The sequence below is a fragment of the Streptomyces sp. NPDC050485 genome (genome assembly GCF_044458185.1).
Classification (GTDB): Bacteria; Actinomycetota; Actinomycetes; order Streptomycetales; family Streptomycetaceae; genus Streptomyces.
The window spans coordinates 72755-89778 of sequence record NZ_JBITHR010000028.1; the positions used below are offsets into that span (position 1 = coordinate 72755).

The 17024-nt window shown below is 71.8% G+C and carries 11 protein-coding genes; 2 read left to right on the plus strand and 9 right to left on the minus strand.

Going from position 1 to position 17024, the window contains the following annotated elements:
• Positions 1 to 46 precede the first annotated feature (46 nt).
• The 9 genes from ACIBK6_RS36115 to ACIBK6_RS36155 form a co-directional block, all read right to left on the minus strand.
• Positions 47 to 2119 carry an MDR family MFS transporter gene (locus ACIBK6_RS36115; protein WP_399056692.1) on the minus strand — a complete coding sequence of 691 codons (2073 nt, stop codon included), beginning with the start codon at positions 2117 to 2119 and terminating at the stop codon, positions 47 to 49.
• Between the two features lie 96 nt (positions 2120 to 2215).
• Positions 2216 to 3214 carry an urea transporter gene (locus ACIBK6_RS36120; protein ID WP_399056736.1) on the minus strand — a complete coding sequence of 333 codons (999 nt, stop codon included), beginning with the start codon at positions 3212 to 3214 and terminating at the stop codon, positions 2216 to 2218.
• A gap of 166 nt (positions 3215 to 3380) precedes the next feature.
• Complete coding sequence (locus ACIBK6_RS36125; RefSeq protein ID WP_399056694.1) at positions 3381 to 4802, minus strand: M1 family metallopeptidase; 1422 nt, start codon at positions 4800 to 4802, stop codon at positions 3381 to 3383.
• Positions 4799 to 8782, minus strand: a complete 3984-nt coding sequence (locus tag ACIBK6_RS36130; RefSeq protein ID WP_399056696.1) for a Pls/PosA family non-ribosomal peptide synthetase — start codon at positions 8780 to 8782, stop codon at positions 4799 to 4801. Before ACIBK6_RS36130 ends, ACIBK6_RS36125 begins: the two co-directional genes overlap by 4 nt.
• A 128-nt stretch (positions 8783 to 8910) precedes the next feature.
• Positions 8911 to 10119, minus strand: a complete 1209-nt coding sequence (locus ACIBK6_RS36135) for a helix-turn-helix domain-containing protein (RefSeq protein ID WP_399056698.1) — start codon at positions 10117 to 10119, stop codon at positions 8911 to 8913.
• A gap of 351 nt (positions 10120 to 10470) precedes the next feature.
• Entirely contained in the window at positions 10471 to 10797 is a 327-nt protein-coding gene (locus tag ACIBK6_RS36140) for a nuclear transport factor 2 family protein (RefSeq protein WP_399056700.1), read from the minus strand.
• A 225-nt stretch (positions 10798 to 11022) separates the two neighbouring features.
• Positions 11023 to 11970: a hypothetical protein gene (locus tag ACIBK6_RS36145; protein WP_399056702.1), complete on the minus strand. Its 948-nt coding sequence runs from the start codon at positions 11968 to 11970 to the stop codon at positions 11023 to 11025.
• A gap of 128 nt (positions 11971 to 12098) precedes the next feature.
• The gene (locus ACIBK6_RS36150) at positions 12099 to 13589 is read right to left on the minus strand and encodes a DUF6801 domain-containing protein (protein ID WP_399056704.1); all 1491 of its coding nucleotides are present in this window, start codon (positions 13587 to 13589) and stop codon (positions 12099 to 12101) included.
• A 169-nt stretch (positions 13590 to 13758) separates the two neighbouring features.
• Positions 13759 to 14391, minus strand: coding sequence for a hypothetical protein (locus ACIBK6_RS36155; RefSeq protein WP_399056706.1), 633 nt, complete (start codon positions 14389 to 14391; stop codon positions 13759 to 13761).
• 813 nt (positions 14392 to 15204) lie between these two features.
• On the opposite strand from ACIBK6_RS36155, the gene ACIBK6_RS36160 reads away from it, so the two are divergent.
• A complete protein-coding gene (locus ACIBK6_RS36160) occupies positions 15205 to 16188 on the plus strand; it encodes an ABC transporter ATP-binding protein (RefSeq protein ID WP_399056708.1) in 984 nt (327 codons plus the stop codon).
• A gap of 74 nt (positions 16189 to 16262) precedes the next feature.
• A complete protein-coding gene (locus tag ACIBK6_RS36165) occupies positions 16263 to 17021 on the plus strand; it encodes an MlaE family ABC transporter permease (RefSeq protein ID WP_399056738.1) in 759 nt (252 codons plus the stop codon).
• Positions 17022 to 17024 lie beyond the last annotated feature (3 nt).

Here is a 17024-nt window from a genome sequence, read left to right on the forward strand (position 1 = left end):
CCGGTTCCCGACCGTATCAGGCACCGCGGGGCCGGCGCGGCCGAGCTCAGGAGCGGGCGGCCGCCGCCACCTTCGGGTGGGAGGCGGGCAGTCCGTTCGCCAGGTCCTCCGCCATCAGGCGCTTGGCGATGGCGTCCGCGGCGGCGCGCAGTTCCGCGCTGCGCGGCCGGCCGCGGTCCCGCTCCAGTTGCTCGTTGAGCCAGGTCGACCAGGAGTGGGTGATGGCCTCGACCTCGCGCTCACCGGCCGGGGTGTGCGAGAAGTAGCTGCCCTCGCGGCTCAGGAACCCCTCTTCGACCATCCGCTGGAACACCGGCACCAGCACCTCCGGCGGCACATGGCGGCGGGCGGCGATCAGGCCCAGGCTGGCGTGCCCGACCATGCGCGTGTACTGCTCGACCTGCATGACCGCCCAGGCGCCCGCCACATCGAGCCGGGTGTCCGAGTCCGCCACGATGCGGCGTGCGGTGTTCATGTCCGTACCGCGCACGATCTTGCCGACGGCGAGTTCGAGCACCGTGGCGGAGTCGCCCGTGGTTGGCTGCGCGAAACCCTCGCCCATGTCGGTGGAGGTGGACCGGGCGGTGTCGCGCAGCTCGACCTGCTTGAGGAAGAGCGCGACCAGGAAGCCCACCACGGCGACCGGCACCGTCCACAGAAAGACGGTGTGAAGGCTGTCGGCGTACGCCCGCACGATCGGGGCGGCCGCCGCATGGGGCAGCCGGTGCAGCTCCGAGGGCGACTGCGCGGCCTTCGCGAGCTGCGCCGGGGCCGTGCCGCCGAGTTTCGCGGCGGCGGCCACACCGTCCTGGAGGTTCGGTTTCAGGGTGTTGGCGTAGATGGTGCCGAAGACGGCGGTGCCGAACGAGCTGCCGAGCGTACGGAAGAAGGTGACGCCGGAGGTCGCCGTGCCCAGGTCCGCGTAGTCGACGGTGTTCTGCACGGCGATGGTGAGGACCTGCATGCACAGCCCGATGCCGAGACCGAGCACGAGCATGTAGAGCGATTCCAGCCAGGCGCCGACACCCGGGCCCATCAGCGACAGGAGGTAGAGGCCGACCCCCATCACGAGCGCGCCGACGATGGGGAAGATGCGGTACTGGCCGGTCTTGCTCACCACATTGCCGCTGAAGATCGACGCGATGAGCAGGCCGATGACCATGGGCAGGGTGCGGACGCCGGAGATCGTGGCCGAATCGCCGTCGACGTACTGGAGATACGTCGGCAGGAAGGTCATCGCGCCGAGCATCGCGAAGCCGACGACGAAGCTCAGGACCGAGCAGACCGTGAAGACGGGATTGCGGAACAGCCGCATCGGCAGCATCGGTTCGACGGCCCGGGTCTCCACCCAGCAGAACAGGGCGAGCGCGAGCAGACCGCCCGCGAACAGGGCGATGATCGTCGCCGAAGTCCAGGCGAACTCGTTGCCGCCCCAGCTCGTCGCCAGGATCAGGGCGCTGGCCCCGCCCGCGACCAGGCCGATGCCGAGGTAGTCGATGACGGGCTTGGCCACGGACCGGACCGAGGGGATGTTCCGGGCCGCCGCGATCACCACGAGGATGGCGATGGGGACGTTCACGTAGAACGCCCAGCGCCAGCTCAGATGGTCGGTGAACACTCCGCCGAGCAGCGGCCCGATGACGGTCGAGACGCCGAACACGGCGCCGATCGCACCCTGGTACTTGCCGCGTTCCCGCAGCGGGATCACATCGGCGATCAGCGCCATCGCGGTCACCATCAGGCCGCCCGCGCCGATGCCCTGGAGCGCCCGCCAGGCGATGAGCAGCGACATGTTGGTGGCGAGGCCGCACAGGAAGGAGCCGGTGATGAACAGGATCGCGGAGACCTGGAAGACGACCTTGCGGCCGAAGAGGTCGCCGAACTTGCCGACCAGCGCCGTCGCGACGGTCTCGGCAAGCAGGTAGGACGTGACCACCCACGACATGTGGGCCGCGCCGCCGAGGTCCGAGACGATCGTGGGGAGTGCGGTGCCCACGATCGTCTGGTCGAGCGCGGCCAGCAGCATGCCGAGCATGATCGTTCCGAAGACGATGTTCCGCTGCCGGACATCGAGCACGGGCGGCGCGGAAGCGGGTGCTGTCCCGCTGGCGGTGGTCACCCTCGCAGCCTCACACCGCCGCAGGTGGCACGCATGCCGTGGCGCCCGTGCGGATGAGGCGAGCAGACCCCGCCGAGGGGCCGGGAAAGCGCTCTCTCAGACGCTGTGCGGCACCGTCGGACCAGCCCGTTCGGCCGGGACCCGGACGGTCGGCGCGCCGGACCGGTGGAGCCGGGGCAGCGCCGGTACGGAGGCGAGGAAGACCAGGGTGGTGAGAACGAACGGCCAGGTGAAGGCATGCCCGCCGGCCGGCGCGAAGAGCGCGTTCAACGCGGGCCCGAGCACCGTGGCCGCCGCAGCTCCCGTCACCGCGAAGCCGAGGCTCCAGCGGTCGGCCGCGAGCAGCACCCCGCACAGCGCCATCGCGACCAGCACCGCGTTGTAGCCCATGGTGCCGTCCGCGATCCGGGCGGCGGGGGCGCCGAGCGCCCAGGCGGTCAGGATGCCGACGGCGCTGCCGACGCAGGCCATCGCCCCCGCCGTCCGGCTCGCCGCGAAGATGCCGACGAGGAAGATCAGCCCGACGTACCACTGCGGCATGAGGAAGATCTGCGCGAAGTTCGCGAAGAACGCCCGCAGGACGTCGGTGAGGGCGAGGGCGACGGACTCCGCTCGGGCCGGGCTCGCCGCGGCCGGTCCGGGCCCGCCGTGCCAGACCCGCTGAAAGGCGGGCGCGGCGATCGTCATCGCGCTCGCCATCAGGCAGAACGGCAGGGTCAGGGTGGGCAGCCCCCAGCCGCGCAGCAGCGTCGTGGCGGCCGCGGTGAGGACCGTGACGACCGCACATCCGCCCGCCGCGAGGACCATCGTGGCCGGATGCGCGGGGCCCAGGAACACGGCGAAGCCGACCGCGACGAGACAGGCGTTGAAGCCTTCGAGCCCGGCCGACACCCGGCCGCGGTCCACGCCGAGCAGCTGCGCGGTGCCGGTGCCGATCGCGGTGCCGATGAGCCCGTACAGGCCGTACTGCCACCCGGCGGCGAACAGCGCGAGCGTGAAGATCGCGCCGGTCGCCGCGCTCGGCATGAAGTCCACCTGCGCCTGGCCGCGCAGTACGTGCACCGCGAACAGCCACCCCCGCCCGGTGCGCGGCATTCGCACGTGACCCTCCCCATACCACCCGTGAAATCAGCCGGTAACAGCCAACTGCACTGTAAGGGGTGGCATATGGGACCGAGCAAGGTGTTCATATCGGTCGCGGCTGGGACAAAAGCGACCGAAGCGCGGGTGGCCGGAAAGGAATTCGTATACGGCACCCGCCTCAGGTCGCCACCTCGGCGGGCAGTTCCGGGAGCTTCTTGTCGTAGAGCCAGGAGTGGAGGAGCGCGTGCACCGGCTGCCCAGCCGTGGCCTCGGCGTGGGCGATGAACGTGGCGGTGTCGCCGATCCGGCCGCGCCGCGCCGCGTGCCAGCCGCGCAGCACCCCGAAGAACCGGTCGTCACCCACCGTGGCGCGCAGCGCGTGCAGGGTGCAGGCGCCCCGGGTGTAGAGCCGTTCGTCGAAGATGCGGCGCGGCCCCGGCTCGGCGAGCCGCAGATTCTGGCCCCGCCGCGCCAGCGCGCGCCACTCGCGGCGGGCGATCTCATCGGCGCTCTCCTCGCCGATGTGTTCCGACCACAGCCACTCGGCATACGTCGCGAAGCCCTCGTTGAGCCAGATGTGCCGCCACTCGCGGATGCCCACGCTGTTTCCGAACCACTGGTGCGCCAGCTCGTGGGCGACCAGCGTCTCCCAGCCGCGCTGCCCGTCGATGTGGTTGCGGCCGAACACCGACCGGGTCTGGTTCTCGACCGGCGCGGCGAGTTCCGCGTCCACCACCACTGCCCCGTACGCCTCGAACGGGTAGGGGCCGAACAGTTCCGAGAAGTGCCTCAGCATGTCGGGCTGGCGGCCCAGATCGTGCCGCGCCGCCTCGGCGAGCCGGGACGGGTAGGCGTTGTGCACCGGGATCGCCGGCCCGCCGGGCGGCCCCGGCGAGAGCACGCTGTCGTGCTGGAAGCGGCCGGTGTAGAGCGCGGCCAGATAGGTGGCCATGGGCCCGGGGTGGTGATAGGTCCACACATCGGTGGCGCCCTCGCTGCGGCACTCGGTGAGCGTCCCGTTCGCGAGCGCCTGCCGGTCGCGCGGCACGGTGACCCGGAAGGTGTACGCGGCCTTGTCGTCGGGCCGGTCGTTGCACGGGAACCAGGACGGCGCCCCCAGCGGCTGGGAGGCCACCAGGGTCCCGTCGTGGCTGTCACCGGTACGGTCCCAGCCGATGCTCCCGAACGGCGAACGGATCGGACCGGGCCGCCCGCCGTACTGCACCTTGGCGGTGAACACCTCGCCCGCAGCCACGGGTTGACTGGGCGTCACATACAGCTTGCCCTGCCGCTGGCGGATCCGGGCGGTCCTGCCGTCGACGTGCGCGGCGTACGCGTTGAGCCGGGCCAGATCGAGCTCGACCCGCTCCAGCGGCCGCAGGGCGACGGCCTGGATGAGCGCCGTACCGGCGAGCCGGCCGCTGGCCGAGTCGTAGGCGATCCGCAGATCGTACGCGAGGGTGTCGTGCCCGTACGAACCGTGCTGCGGGAAATAGCGGCCCCGGCGGCCGGTCGCCTCGTCGTCCGCGACGACCAGGGTGCTGCCGATTGCGGAGAGGGCGGCGGCCCGGACCAGGGACCGCCGACTGCACCGGGTCATGCGGCACTCCCTTCCCGCGCGGAACCCTGACGAACCGTCACTACGCCCTGGCTGTTGGGCAGTTGAGCCCGGTCGAGACCTGGCTGCTCGCCCGCGATCGGGTTGCCCGCCCACCGGGTGTCGCGCGGCACGCTCTCGCCGCGCATCACCAGCGAGGCGGCACCCACGGAGGCGCGGGCGCCGACGTCGGTGCCGGGCAGCGCGATGCTGTGCGGGCCGAGCGACGCGCCCTCGGCGAGCCGCACCGTGTCCAGCCGCATGATCCGGTCGTGGAAGAGATGGGTCTGCAGCACACACCCGCGGTTCACGCTCGCTCCGTCCCCCAGAGTGATCAGATCGGTCTCCGGCAGCCAGTACGTCTCCAGCCACACCCCCCGCCCGATGCGCGCCCCGAGGCTGCGCAGCCACCAGTTGAGGACCGGCGTCCCGGTGAAGGAGCCCGCCATCCACGGCACCGCGAGGGACTCCACGAAGGTGTCGTACAGCTCGTTGCGCCACACGAAGGACGACCACAGCGGATGCTCGCCGGGCTTGAACCGGCCGACCAGGATCCACTTCGCGGCGGTCGCCGTCAGCCCCGCCACCACGGCGGCGACCAGGAGCAGCAGGGTCCCGGCCAGCGCGGCCAGCACAAGCCCGCCCCGGTTGAGCGCGCTCTGCTCGCCGATCAGCACGGCCTCGGCGAGCAGCACCCCGCACATCAGCGGCAGCACCCGGCACAGCTCGACCGCGGCGCGGGCGAGCACCAGGCGGCGGGGCGGCTCGAAGGTGCGGCCCGGGTCGGCCGCGGCCGGCACCCGGGGCAGCGGCAGCGCCGGCCGGCCCAGCCACGAACTGCCCGGCTCGCTCTGCGCGGGAGCGTCGCACAGCACACCGATCAGCGCGCCGTCCGGTACCCGGCGGTCCGGGCCGACGATCCCCGAGTTGCCGACGAAGGCCTTCCGCCCGACGGTCGCCGTCCCCAGCCGCAGCCAGCCGCCGCGGATTTCGAACGGTGCCACCAGGGTGTCGTCGGCGAGGAACGCCCCGTCCTCGACCGTCAGGAGCGAGGGCAGCGGCAGCACCGTCGAGATCTCGGCGCGCCGCCCCACCCTGGCCCCGAGCAGCCGCAGCCACACCGGGGTCGCGAGGCTCGCGTACAGCGGGAAGAGGCTGGAGCGCGCCCCGGTCAGGAGCCGGGTCACCAGCCAGGCGCGCCAGGCGGCGCCCCCGCACACCCGATGGAAGCCGGGCTTCAGGCCCCGGCCGAGGATCCGGACCAGGCCGGCGAGCACCAGCATCGAGAACAGCGTCGTGGCCACCGCGATGGGCGGCGCGGCGAGGAGCAGGCGCATGGTGACCTGGGAGAGCGTGTCGCAGGACCGGACGAGGAAGTAGACGCCGACCAGTGCGGGCGCGGTGGAGATCAGCGAGAGCAGGGGCAGGCCGCCGAGCGAGAGCGCGTACGCGGCGGCCCAGCGGCGCGAGCGGCGCCGGCGGGGTGCGGGCCAGCCGTTGCCCGCGATGCGCTCGTGCGATTCGGCCGGGCGGGCCGGTGAGCCGAGCCAGCGCCGGCCGGGCGGGATCTGGCCGTCCAGGCAGGCGCCGGGCTCCAGTTCGGCGTCCGCGCCGAGGACCGCGCCGGGCATCAGGGTGCTGCGGTGGCCGACCCGGGCGCCCGCGCCGATGCGGACCGCGCCGATGTGCAGGGTCGCGCCGTCCAGCCACCAGCCGCTGATGTCGGCCTCCGGCTCGACGCTCGCACCCCGCCCGATCGTTGCGAGACCGGTTACCGGCGGCATGGCGTGCAGGGCCACGCCCTGCTCGACCCGGCAGCCGAGCGAGCGCGCGTACAGCCGGGCCCAGGGGGTGCCGAGGAGCGAGGGGACACCGAAGGCGGCGACGATCCGTTCGGCCGTCCACAGCCGCAGATGGACCCGGCCGCCGCGCGGATACGCACCCGCCGTCACGCCCCGGGTCAGCAGCCGGGCCGCGCCCGCGCCGATCGCGAAGCGGGCCGGCGCGCTCATCAGGACCACGGTGCCGATGATCACGAACCACCACGAGGTGTGCGGCGCCCAGGCCTGCGGAGCGAGCAGCCCGAGCACGTTGTCGGCGGTGGCCAGACCGACCAGACCGCGCAGTCCGGCGATCCCGAACAGGGCTGTCTGGACCAGGAGTTGGACGAAACCCGCGCTGCGCGGCACCGGCTGCACGGGCCGGGCCTCGGCGGCGGGGCCTGCGAGGGATTCGAGGTGCCGGGCCATGTCGCGCAGCACGGGGCGGCGGTAGAGGTCGGCGACGGAGACGCCGGGATAGTGCCGGCGCAGTTCGGAGGCGAGCCGTGCGGCGCTGAGGCTGGAGCCGCCCAGCGCGAAGAAGTCGCTGTCCGGTTCGGGGCGCACGCCCAGCATCCGCTCCCAGGCCCCGGTGAGGCGGGCCGCGGTGGAGCCGTCGTCCTGGCCCGGGCCGGCGGCGGGCCCCCGCTGGGAGGACAGCGGCCAGGGCAGCGCGTCCCGGTCGACCTTGCCCGAGGTGCGCGTCGGCAGCTCGGGGACCTCCACGAGCAGCGGCACGAGCGCGGCGGGCAGCCGCTCGGCGAGGAAGCCGCGCGCCTGATCGGCACGGAAGCCGTCCTGCTCGGGCACCACGTAGCCGACCAGGATCTGGCCGCCCGCCGGTGTGCCGCGCACCGCGCCCGCCGCGGCCCGCACGCCGGGAAGCGCTCTCAGCATGGCGTCGATCTCACCGAGTTCGATGCGTCGGCCGCCCACCTTGACCTGGTCGTCGGCCCGCCCGAGGTGGACGAGGCCGGTCGCGTCGGCGCGTACGAGATCGCCGGTCCGGTAGGCGCGTTGCGTGTCCAGGAGTGCGAGCGGCCGGAAGCGCTCGGCGTCCTTGGCGGCATCGAGGTAGCGGGCCGTGCCCGCCCCGGCGATGACCAGTTCGCCCTCGGCGCCGTAGGGCACCGGCTGCCCGGACGGGTCGAGGACCGCCAACTCCCAGCCGTCCAGGGGCAGTCCGATGCGTACCGGCTCACCGGGCTGCATCCGGGCGGCGGTCGCCACCACCGTGGTCTCGGTCGGGCCGTAGGTGTTCCACATCTCGCGGCCCTTGACCGCGAAGCGGTCCACCAGGGCGCCGGGGCAGGCCTCGCCGCCGACGATCAGGAGCCGGACTTGTTCCAGGGCCTCGTCCGGCCAGAGCGCGGCGAGGGTAGGCACCGTGGAGACCACCGTGATCCCGTGTTCGATCAGCCAGGGGCCCAGTTCATGGCCCGCCCGCACCAGCGAGCGGGGCGCGGGCACCAGGCAGCCGCCGTGCCGCCAGGCCAGCCACATCTCCTCGCACGACGCGTCGAAGGCGACCGAGAGGCCGGCGAGCACCCGGTCGCCGGGGCCCAACGGGCTTTCGTTCAGGAAGAGTTGGGCCTCGGCGTCGACGAAGGCGGCGGCCGAGTGGTGGGTGACCGCGACGCCCTTGGGCAGCCCCGTCGAACCGGACGTGAAGATGATCCAGGCGTCGTCACTGGGCAGCGCGGGGCGCCAGCGGGCCCCGATGGGCGCCACCGGCCCCGGCAGTATCCGCTCGTCGGCTTCGAGGACGGCGCACACCCCGGCCTCGCGGAAGACGGTCGCCGCGCGCTCATCGGGGTCGTCGGCGTCGACCGGCACATACGCCGCGCCGCAGAGCAGCACCGCCAGAATGGCGAGATACAGGTCACAGGTCCCCGACGGGATCCGGACACCGACCCGGTCACCGGGGCCGATGCCGTGGCGGGTGAGCCGCCCGGCGCGTTCGGTGATCCGGTCGCACAGGTCCTGATAGGTGAGTCTCTCGCCGCCCGCGTCGAGTGCGAGCGCGCCCGGGTGGGCGGCCGCCGTCGCGTCCAGTACGTCGAGCAGGGTGCGGGGGCGCGGGGCGCTGGCGCCGCGGTAGACAGCCGGCAGATGCGAAGACAATTCGGTATGCCTCTGGCGTAGTGCGGGTGGTACGGACATCCTTCGGACGTCCGCCCCTCCAGACGGGCATATCCGGCGGCGGGTTCGCTCCGGCCTCGGGACTTGACGATATTTATCCGTTGTTTTCGAAGCGATTCGGATGATTATGGCGCCGATGGGAGCAAGATTCAGGGCCGTTCGCGGTGCCCGAGGTCCCTCGCGCGTAGTACTAGTTCGGTGGCGAACCGGTGTTCGGGGTCGGTGAGCCGGTCGCCGAAGACGGACTCCAGGGTCCGCATCCGGTAGCGGACGGTCTGCGGATGCACATCGAGGAGTTCGCCCATGTGGGCGGCGGTGCCGCGGGTGGCGAGCCAGGTCCGCAGGGTCTCGATGAGCCGGTCGCGGCGGCCGGGCGTCAGGGCGTCCAGAGGTGCGAGTTCACGGCGGGCGAGGTGGTCGAGGAGCGCGGGATCGGAGTGCAGCCACAGCGTGACGAGGTGGTCCGCGCAGTTCAGGGTGGCGCAATCGCTCTCGATGACGCCGGATTCGGCCAGTTCGAGTACCTGGCGGGCCCAGCGTAAGGAATCGGACGCATCGCCGATGGGCACCTCCAGGCCGACCGCGGCCGGGCGGCCGTGCAGGGCCGCGTCCAGCATCCGTCTTCGCAGTTCGTCGACCGGGCCCGGCACCAGGAGGTAGGGGAGCGGCTCGCCGGGATCGGCCAGGACATCGTTGTCCAGCGCCGCACGGGTGAGCCCCGTCGCGGAGCGGAGCGCCACCAGGGTGACCCGCTCGGGAAGCGTCCAGGCGGCGCGGTCGGCGAGCTCCGCGATCGCCGCGCGCGGCACCGGCGACCCGGCGAGGACCAGATGCAGCAGCCGTCTTCGCAGCGCGTCGGAGCGCTCCCCGGAGAAGGAGGTGACCTCCAGGTAGCCCTCGCGGGAGAGCGCTTCCAGCTCTTCGACGTACGTGAAGAGGGCGTCGGCGAAGCTGAGCATCAGGGCGGGGGAGAGGTTGTAGCGGCGGCCGATCTTCTTGGCCCGGCGCAGCGCCACCCGCGCGCCCAGGCGGTACGCACCCTGGAGGGTGTCCAGGGTCCGGCCCTCGTACGCCTCGAACCGCCCGAACCGGCGGCACATCTCGTCGCGGAGGGTGGAGGGTGCGCTGGGGGACGCCACCTGGTCGACGAAGACGGTGAGGTTCTGCTCCACGCCGACCCGGATCGCCTCGCCGTAGGGCCCTTCGAGCAGCCGGGCGTACTCGGGGTAGGCGCGGGTGACCTCCGCGTCGATCTCCTTGAGCAGTCCCGGCAGTTCGGGCCGCATGATCGCGGCGAACTCCTGCGGGAGCGGTCCCAGCGGCTCCTGGGTGTCCGGAGATTGCGCGGCTGCGGGCATGTCACTTCCCTTGCACTACGGCGCCCGGTGGAGGGAGGCCGGTGGGGAAGCGCTCTCACCGACCGACAGGTGCGTACCTTCGCGGACTGCTGAACCTAGAACAACTTCCTTGTGAGGTACAGCACTTGGGGAGCGACGGGGTTCCCGGGGCATCGATTGTCGGCCGTTTGCGCGGCGGCCCGGCTGGGCCGGGCCGTGGCCAATACCGTGAGGGCGGTGTGCAGTTCGATCACGAGCAAGCTGATCCGGCGGGAGTTCTCCGTGACGTAGGAGCAACTGGCGACCGCCTGGGCGATGTGCAACAGGCGGAGCGGGCGCGGCGCGGCGGTCGCCAGTTCGGGACTGGGCTGCTCAGGTGAGGAAGTCGACGCGGTCGATGAGGCCTTCGCGCACCCGGTAGGCCACCAGGACGCGGATCGGCTCGTCGGCCAGACCGTGGGCGAGTTCGTGGTCGACCACCCAGTCGCCTTCGCTGAGCCGCCCCAGGATCTCCGCCCGGCAACGGCCTTCGGCGAACAGGGGCGCGTACGAGTCACGCAGAGCCTGACGGCCCTGCAGTCGGCTGCCATTACGCCGACGGACCACAACCTCCTCGGCATAGGTGGCGGCGAAGGCGTCGATGTCATGGCTGTTGTAGGCGGCGAGCTGCTGCTCGACCGCTTCGCGAGGATCGGTCACGCGTGCGATCATGCCCTGGCTGAACTTCCCTGTCATTCCCCGACTGCCGTACCGACCATCGACCGGGCCCGCGAAGGCATGGACCCCCCGGCTGCCCGCCCCGGTTCGTCCCCCGCCGCCCGTGGAGCAGCTCAGGAAAGCCAACGGGAAGCTGCTCCACCCGGTATTGCCCGCATCAACCGACGGCGGTGGGCCGGGTGGGCAGCCGGCCGGGCGGCACCATGGTTACTGGACCGCCGAGTGCCAGTACTGGGAGAGCAGCTTGCCGTTGTTGGGGACGACCGTGCCGGGGGCGTGCAGACCGGCGAGGTAGGTCGACGCGCTGTTCAGTACGACGCTGTTGTGGCCGCCCGCCGAGGGCAGCCCGGTCTTGAGGTTGACCGCCCAGTCGAGCATCCCGGCGAGCCCGCAGCCGCTCGCGCCGGGCACCGCGAAGGTGGCATCGCCCTGGTTCGCGCCGGTGAGGCTGAGCCGGTTCATGACGCCGGCCGGGTCGGCCGTGCCGTTGGCGCCGAAGCGCTGGATGCCGAGGGCCGGAGCCGTCAGGTTCCGCGGGCGCAGCACGATGGGGTTGCTGGTGGAACCGAGGTAGCAGGAGCCGCCGAGGAAGGGGTTCTGGAGGTGGATGCGGACCGGAATCGCGACGATCGGCTGACCGGTGGTGGCACCTGCCGTGAGCTTGAAGTCGCTGGGTGTGCCGGCCGATTCGACGGTCGCGGTGACCCGGTTGAGGGTGCTGTCGGTGACCTGCCGGCAGAGGTCGCCGATGATGGGGATGTCGCTGGGGCACATCAGGCCGAGCAGCCCGCCCGGGATGTCGGCCGAGTCGGCGATGAGCGCGCCGTCCGCCGGGGCGATCAGGGTGGGCGCGCCGGAGGCGTGCTGCACCACCCCGAGCTGGAGATCGCTGGCACCGGTGACGACCTCCGTGGTGCCGAGCTTGATGGAGCCGCCGGCCGAGTGGGAGGCGATGCACTGCACGATGTCGATGCGCCCGTCGGCGGCCAGCATCGCCGGATCGTCGACCGGGCAGCGGGTGAACGGGCCCCAGGCGCCGCCCAGTCGGGTCGCCGGGGCGGAGTCCGCGGCGGCCGGGCCCACCGTCCCAAGCAGGGTCAGGGCGGTGCCGGCGGCCAGCAGTCCCGCCCGCAGGCGGGTGGATACGGGTCTCATGAGGTCGGTCCCCTCTCGACGTCTGGGCTCGCGACGTCTTGGCGTATGGGCGGCCGGTTCAACGGCCGGGGATGGCAAGGGAGTTGGGTGGTTCAACGGCCATGGAAAGCAAGGGAGTTGGCTGGAATTCAGCGCAGCGGCGGCGGTACGGTCGTCGGCTGCTTGTCGGGGGTGCAGAGCTTCGCGGGGTCGTCCGGGATGCCGGAGGCGCACGGCGCCCCCTGGTTCTGCTTGACCGCGTTGCCGGGCCCGGACACGGACGCCGTGAACAGCGGGCTGAGGTCCTCGCCCACCCCGCAGCCGGTGAACGGCGGAACGGTCACGGAGCCGGTGAGCGGCCCGCCCCGGGAGAGCGAGTAGCCGCGCCAGACCGTGTCCTTGCCCTTCTTGAGTTGCCCGAGCAGGACCATGTGGTCCTTGGTGTTCTGCGCCGGGTCCGGATCGTCGGAGTACACCGGTTTCGTGGTACGGCAGTTGGGGCCGACGTCGAGCGGTGTGCCGTTGACCAAGACGTCGCTCAGGTGCAGCACCAGCGGGATCCGGATGTACGTCTCGCCGTGCCCCGCCGTGTTGTTGAGGTCCGAGTCGATGGACATGGGACCGCTCTGCTCCAACGTCATCGTGGCGGTGGTCGGCATGAACCCGAAGGTCAGGAACGTCGCGGGGGCCGGCGGGGTCTCGCGGCTGCCCTGGTATTCGAGCTGCCCGAGCGACAGCTGGAGCAGATGGAGCTCGAAGACGCCGGGCCTGACCTCGATCCGCTTGAGCTTGCTGGGCCCTTGGACGATCTTGGCGCAGTAGACGGGGATCAGCGAGGCGCCGCTCAGCTTGGTGACGTTCGAGTACCCGGTGGCGTACGCCGCGAGCGCGAGCGGCTGGGTGGTGTCGCCCCGGCACTCGGGCGCGGCGGCGGCCGTCGGAGCGCCCTGCGGCTTGGGGGGTGCGACCTGGGGAGGGGTGGCCGACGGCCGGCCCGGCCCGCTGCTCGCGGGGTCCGTGGCCGAGGCGCTGGGGGACGGCGTCGGCGAGGAACTCGCCCCGGTGACGGGCACCTTGGCGAGCAGACCGGAGCCGCCCGGGACAGGCGTGCAGGACACCGAGACGGTGGCCGGAACGGTGGCGGCGCCCTCCGCGGTGCGCGGGGTGAAGTCGATCGTGAGCCCGGTCGCCGTCACGGTGAGGTCGCCCGGACTGTTCGCGGTGACGGTGGGGACCTCGCCGCTCGCGGTGAGGACGGCGCCGCCGGGGGAGGCGAGCGGCACGGCGGGCGCGGTGCCCTGCCAGACGGCCCGGGCGGCGGCGCCGTTCTGCGCCACCTCCGTCGTCAGCCGGGTGGTAGCGCCCGTCGTGGTCGCGCGGAGCGCGGTGAGTGCGGCGACGGCGGCATCGGGCAGGGTGAGCGCCGTGCTGACCTCGGCGGCCTGGATGGGCACGCCCGCCGCGGCCCGGTCCGGGAACCTGGCGCCGACCCGTACCTTCACCGGTTGCGGCCCGGCCGGAAACGCGCAGCTGTAGGCGAGTTCGGTACTGATCGGCTGGTCGCCGAGGGCCGGTCCCGCGCCGGGTACGACCCCCGCCAGGACCACGGTGGCCGCCGCCAGGGCCGTGCGTGCACTCACCCTCGGCCGCTGCCCGGCCGAGCCCTGCGTTGCTCTCACGTAGCGTTCAGCTCCACTCGCTCGGCTCCTCGGGACGGCCGTCGGCGCCCGCGCGGCATCCGGCGGATCCGCCCGGCCGGCCGTGACCGGACCGGGCGGCCCCGGGGTGTGCGCGAGGCGTCACGCGGCATTACGAGCCGGTGATGGTGGGGGCTGTGCTGGTGCCGCTGACCACCGCGAAGTAGTCGCCGTTGAACGACGGGTGGTCACCGGCGCTCACCACGCCCGAGCAGCCCGCCGTCGGGTCGGAGACGGTCAGCTCGGTCGGAGTGGCCGAGATGGCCAGATCGCCGGTCGAGTTGGTGTACGTGCCGTGCGCGGTGCCAGTCACGGTGAAGGCGCAAGTGGCCACGGAAACCCGGGCGTTGATGCCGGATATGTAGCTCTGCGTGACGCCGCTGCCCGCGTCGTAATCGGTCGCGTTCAGCGTCCACGGGGTGTTCGCGACGGTGTCCACCGCGCCGAGGAAGCTGGTGCACGACTCACCGGTTCTGCCGAAGTGGGCGGGGTCGATGCTGCCGACCGCCGCCGGGTTGCCGGTGGCGCTCTGGAGCGTGCCCCCGGCGTCCGCGTAGGTACAGGTCATGTCGATGCCGTTGATGGAGAGCACCACATTGGTCGACGTGGCGGTGAAACTCTCGGGCGAGTTGGGGCCGACGACCCAGTTCGTGGGCGACGCAGCCATGGCGGGCGCGGTCGCGAGGGCGAAAGCGGCCGTCGCGGCGCCGCATACCAGCGCGAGCTTTCCAAGAGCGTTTCGCACAGTAAATTCCTCCGATTTCACCAGCTACGGGTACGGATTCGGCCACGTACGATCCGTGACGATGCGGACGTTACTTGCGAGAAACATGGGCGCACAATGCTGCCGTTCAAGATTGTGCCGAGCAGGGCGGTTACTTGTGCCGTGGATGAGTAATCGGCTGGATTTTCTTGTCGATTGGTGCGCAATGCCGCGGCGCGAACCCAGCCATTCCTGCTCAAGCTCCCGGTTCCCGGCCCATAAGCATTGGCCCGGCGGGCGGTTACAGGTGAAACCCCTCAACGGATGACAAGTTCCGGAGGGAAAGCACTGCTTCGATGACAAGTTGCCGGTGGCCGGACCCGGGCTCGTGGAAACTTCTGGAACTGGTATTGCAGAGCAAGGTTACCCGGCCGTAACGTCCGGTGTGCGGTCGGCCCGGGCAGCTCGTCCGGATTCGCATCCGCTGCTGGTCCAACGCTCCCGGCGGCGCCCCCGACGGCCGGGATCCGCCCGGGCGAAGCCTCCGGCCTGCCCTCCTTCCGGGCCAGGGCTCCGCCCCGGAGCGGCCGGGGGGGGGCGCCCCCCCCCCCCGCGCGGGCCCCCCCCCCCCCCCCCCCCCCCCCCCCCCCCCCCCCCCGCGACCGCCCGCACCACCGCCGTACTGCTCACTTGCTGCTCAGTCGTCCGCGAGGCCGGCTTCGGAATTTGTCAATGGATGACAAGGAAACGGGATTTCGCCGATGTGGCCGTCCGGGTTCTTGTTTCGGCGGCCTTGGTCAACTTACCGTGCGCCTCTCGGTGCACCCGCGTCACTTCGTGCCTGCTGGAGGTGGGATGGGAATTGAAGTCGTGGTCGAGGGTCTGACCAAGTCCTTCGGCAAGCAGAACATCTGGCAGGACATCACACTCACCCTGCCCGCGGGTGAGATCAGCGTCATGCTGGGTCCCTCCGGCACCGGAAAGACGGTATTCCTCAAGTCGATCATCGGGCTGCTCAAGCCGGAGCGCGGCCGGGTCCTCATCAACGGCGTCGACATGGTGAGCAGCCCCGAGCGCGACATCTACGAGACCCGCAAACTCTTCGGCCTCATGTTCCAGGACGGCGCGCTCTTCGGCTCGATGTCCCTTTTCGACAACATCGCCTTCCCGCTGCGCGAGCACACCCGCAAGAAGGAGTCGGAGATCCGCCGCATCGTCATGGAGCGGGTGGACATGGTCGGCCTCCTGGGCGCGGAGGAGAAGCTGCCCGGGGAGATCTCCGGCGGGATGCGCAAGCGCGCCGGACTCGCCCGCGCCCTGGTGCTCGACCCCCAGATCATCCTCTGCGACGAGCCGGACTCCGGGCTCGACCCGGTCCGCACCGCCTTCATCTCGCAGCTCCTCATCGACCTGAACGCGCAGATCGACGCGACGATGCTGATCGTCACCCACAACCTCGACATCGCCGCGACCGTCCCCGACAACATGGGGATGCTCTTCCGCCGCAACCTCGTCACCTTCGGGCCCCGGGAGGTGCTGCTCACCAGCGAGGAGCCGGTCGTCGCCCAGTTCCTCAGCGGCCGCCGGGAAGGCCCCATCGGCATGTCCGAGGAGAAGGACGCCGCGACCCTCGCGATGGAGCAGGCCAACAGCGGCCCGAATCCGGTGAGTTCACCCCGTCCCCTCGTGCCGCAACTGGAGCCCTCGCCGGGGCTGCCCGCCCGCAGTGCCGTACTGCGCCGCAAGCGGCGGGTTCTCGGCATGCTCGACCAGCTGCCGCCGGCCGCCCGCAAGGCCATCGAGAGCGGTACGGCGCCCGCCCAGGGGGCGACGCCGTGACGACGGAAGCCGAGAGAACCCCGCCCACCCCACCGCCTCCGCCGACGGCGCCGCCGCGTCGGCCGCTGCCCGGCCTGGGCGCCCTCCGCCAGACCGGGCGGCTGTTCTCGCTGGCCGCCGCCGTCATCCGGGCCGTCTTCCGGCGCCCCTTCCAACTCCGGGAATTCATCGAGCAGTTCTGGTTCATCGCCAGCGTCACGATCCTGCCCGCGGCCCTCGTCTCCATCCCGTTCGGCGCCGTCATCGCCCTCCAGGTCGGGTCCCTCACCCAGCAGCTCGGCGCCCAGTCCTTCACCGGCGGCGCCAGCGTCCTCGCCGTCATCCAGCAGGCCAGCCCGCTGATCGTGGCCCTGCTCATCGCCGGGGCGGGCGGCTCCGCGATCTGCGCCGACCTCGGCTCCCGCACGATCCGCGAGGAACTCGACGCCATGGAGGTCATGGGCGTCTCGCCGGTCCAACGCCTGGTCGTACCAAGGGTGTTGGCCACCATGTTCGTCGCCGTACTGCTCAACGGCATGGTCTCCGTCGTCGGCACCCTCGGCGGCTACTTCTTCAACGTCATCATGCAGGGCGGCACCCCGGGCGCCTACCTCTCCAGCTTCTCCGCCCTCGCACAGCTCCCCGACCTCTACATCAGCGAGTTCAAGGCGCTGATCTTCGGGTTCATCGCCGGGATCGTCGCCGCGTACCGCGGGCTCAACCCGCGCGGCGGCCCCAAGGGCGTCGGCGACGCCGTCAACCAGTCCGTCGTCATCACCTTCCTGCTGCTCTTCTTCGTGAACATGGTGCTCACCGGGATCTATCTCCAGATCGTCCCCCCGAAGGGCGGCTGAGCC

What these genes read in the sequence shown, in the direction of transcription:
- ACIBK6_RS36135 (WP_399056698.1), bottom strand. Translation starts at nt 10,119, where the DNA reads ATGCCCGCAGCCGCGCAATCTCCGGACACCCAGGAGCCGCTGGGACCG.
- ACIBK6_RS36130 (WP_399056696.1), bottom strand. Translation starts at nt 8,782, where the DNA reads ATGTCCGTACCACCCGCACTACGCCAGAGGCATACCGAATTGTCTTCG.
- ACIBK6_RS36145 (WP_399056702.1), bottom strand. Translation starts at nt 11,970, where the DNA reads ATGAGACCCGTATCCACCCGCCTGCGGGCGGGACTGCTGGCCGCCGGC.
- ACIBK6_RS36160 (WP_399056708.1), top strand. Translation starts at nt 15,205, where the DNA reads ATGGGAATTGAAGTCGTGGTCGAGGGTCTGACCAAGTCCTTCGGCAAG.
- ACIBK6_RS36120 (WP_399056736.1), bottom strand. Translation starts at nt 3,214, where the DNA reads ATGCCGCGCACCGGGCGGGGGTGGCTGTTCGCGGTGCACGTACTGCGC.
- ACIBK6_RS36125 (WP_399056694.1), bottom strand. Translation starts at nt 4,802, where the DNA reads ATGACCCGGTGCAGTCGGCGGTCCCTGGTCCGGGCCGCCGCCCTCTCC.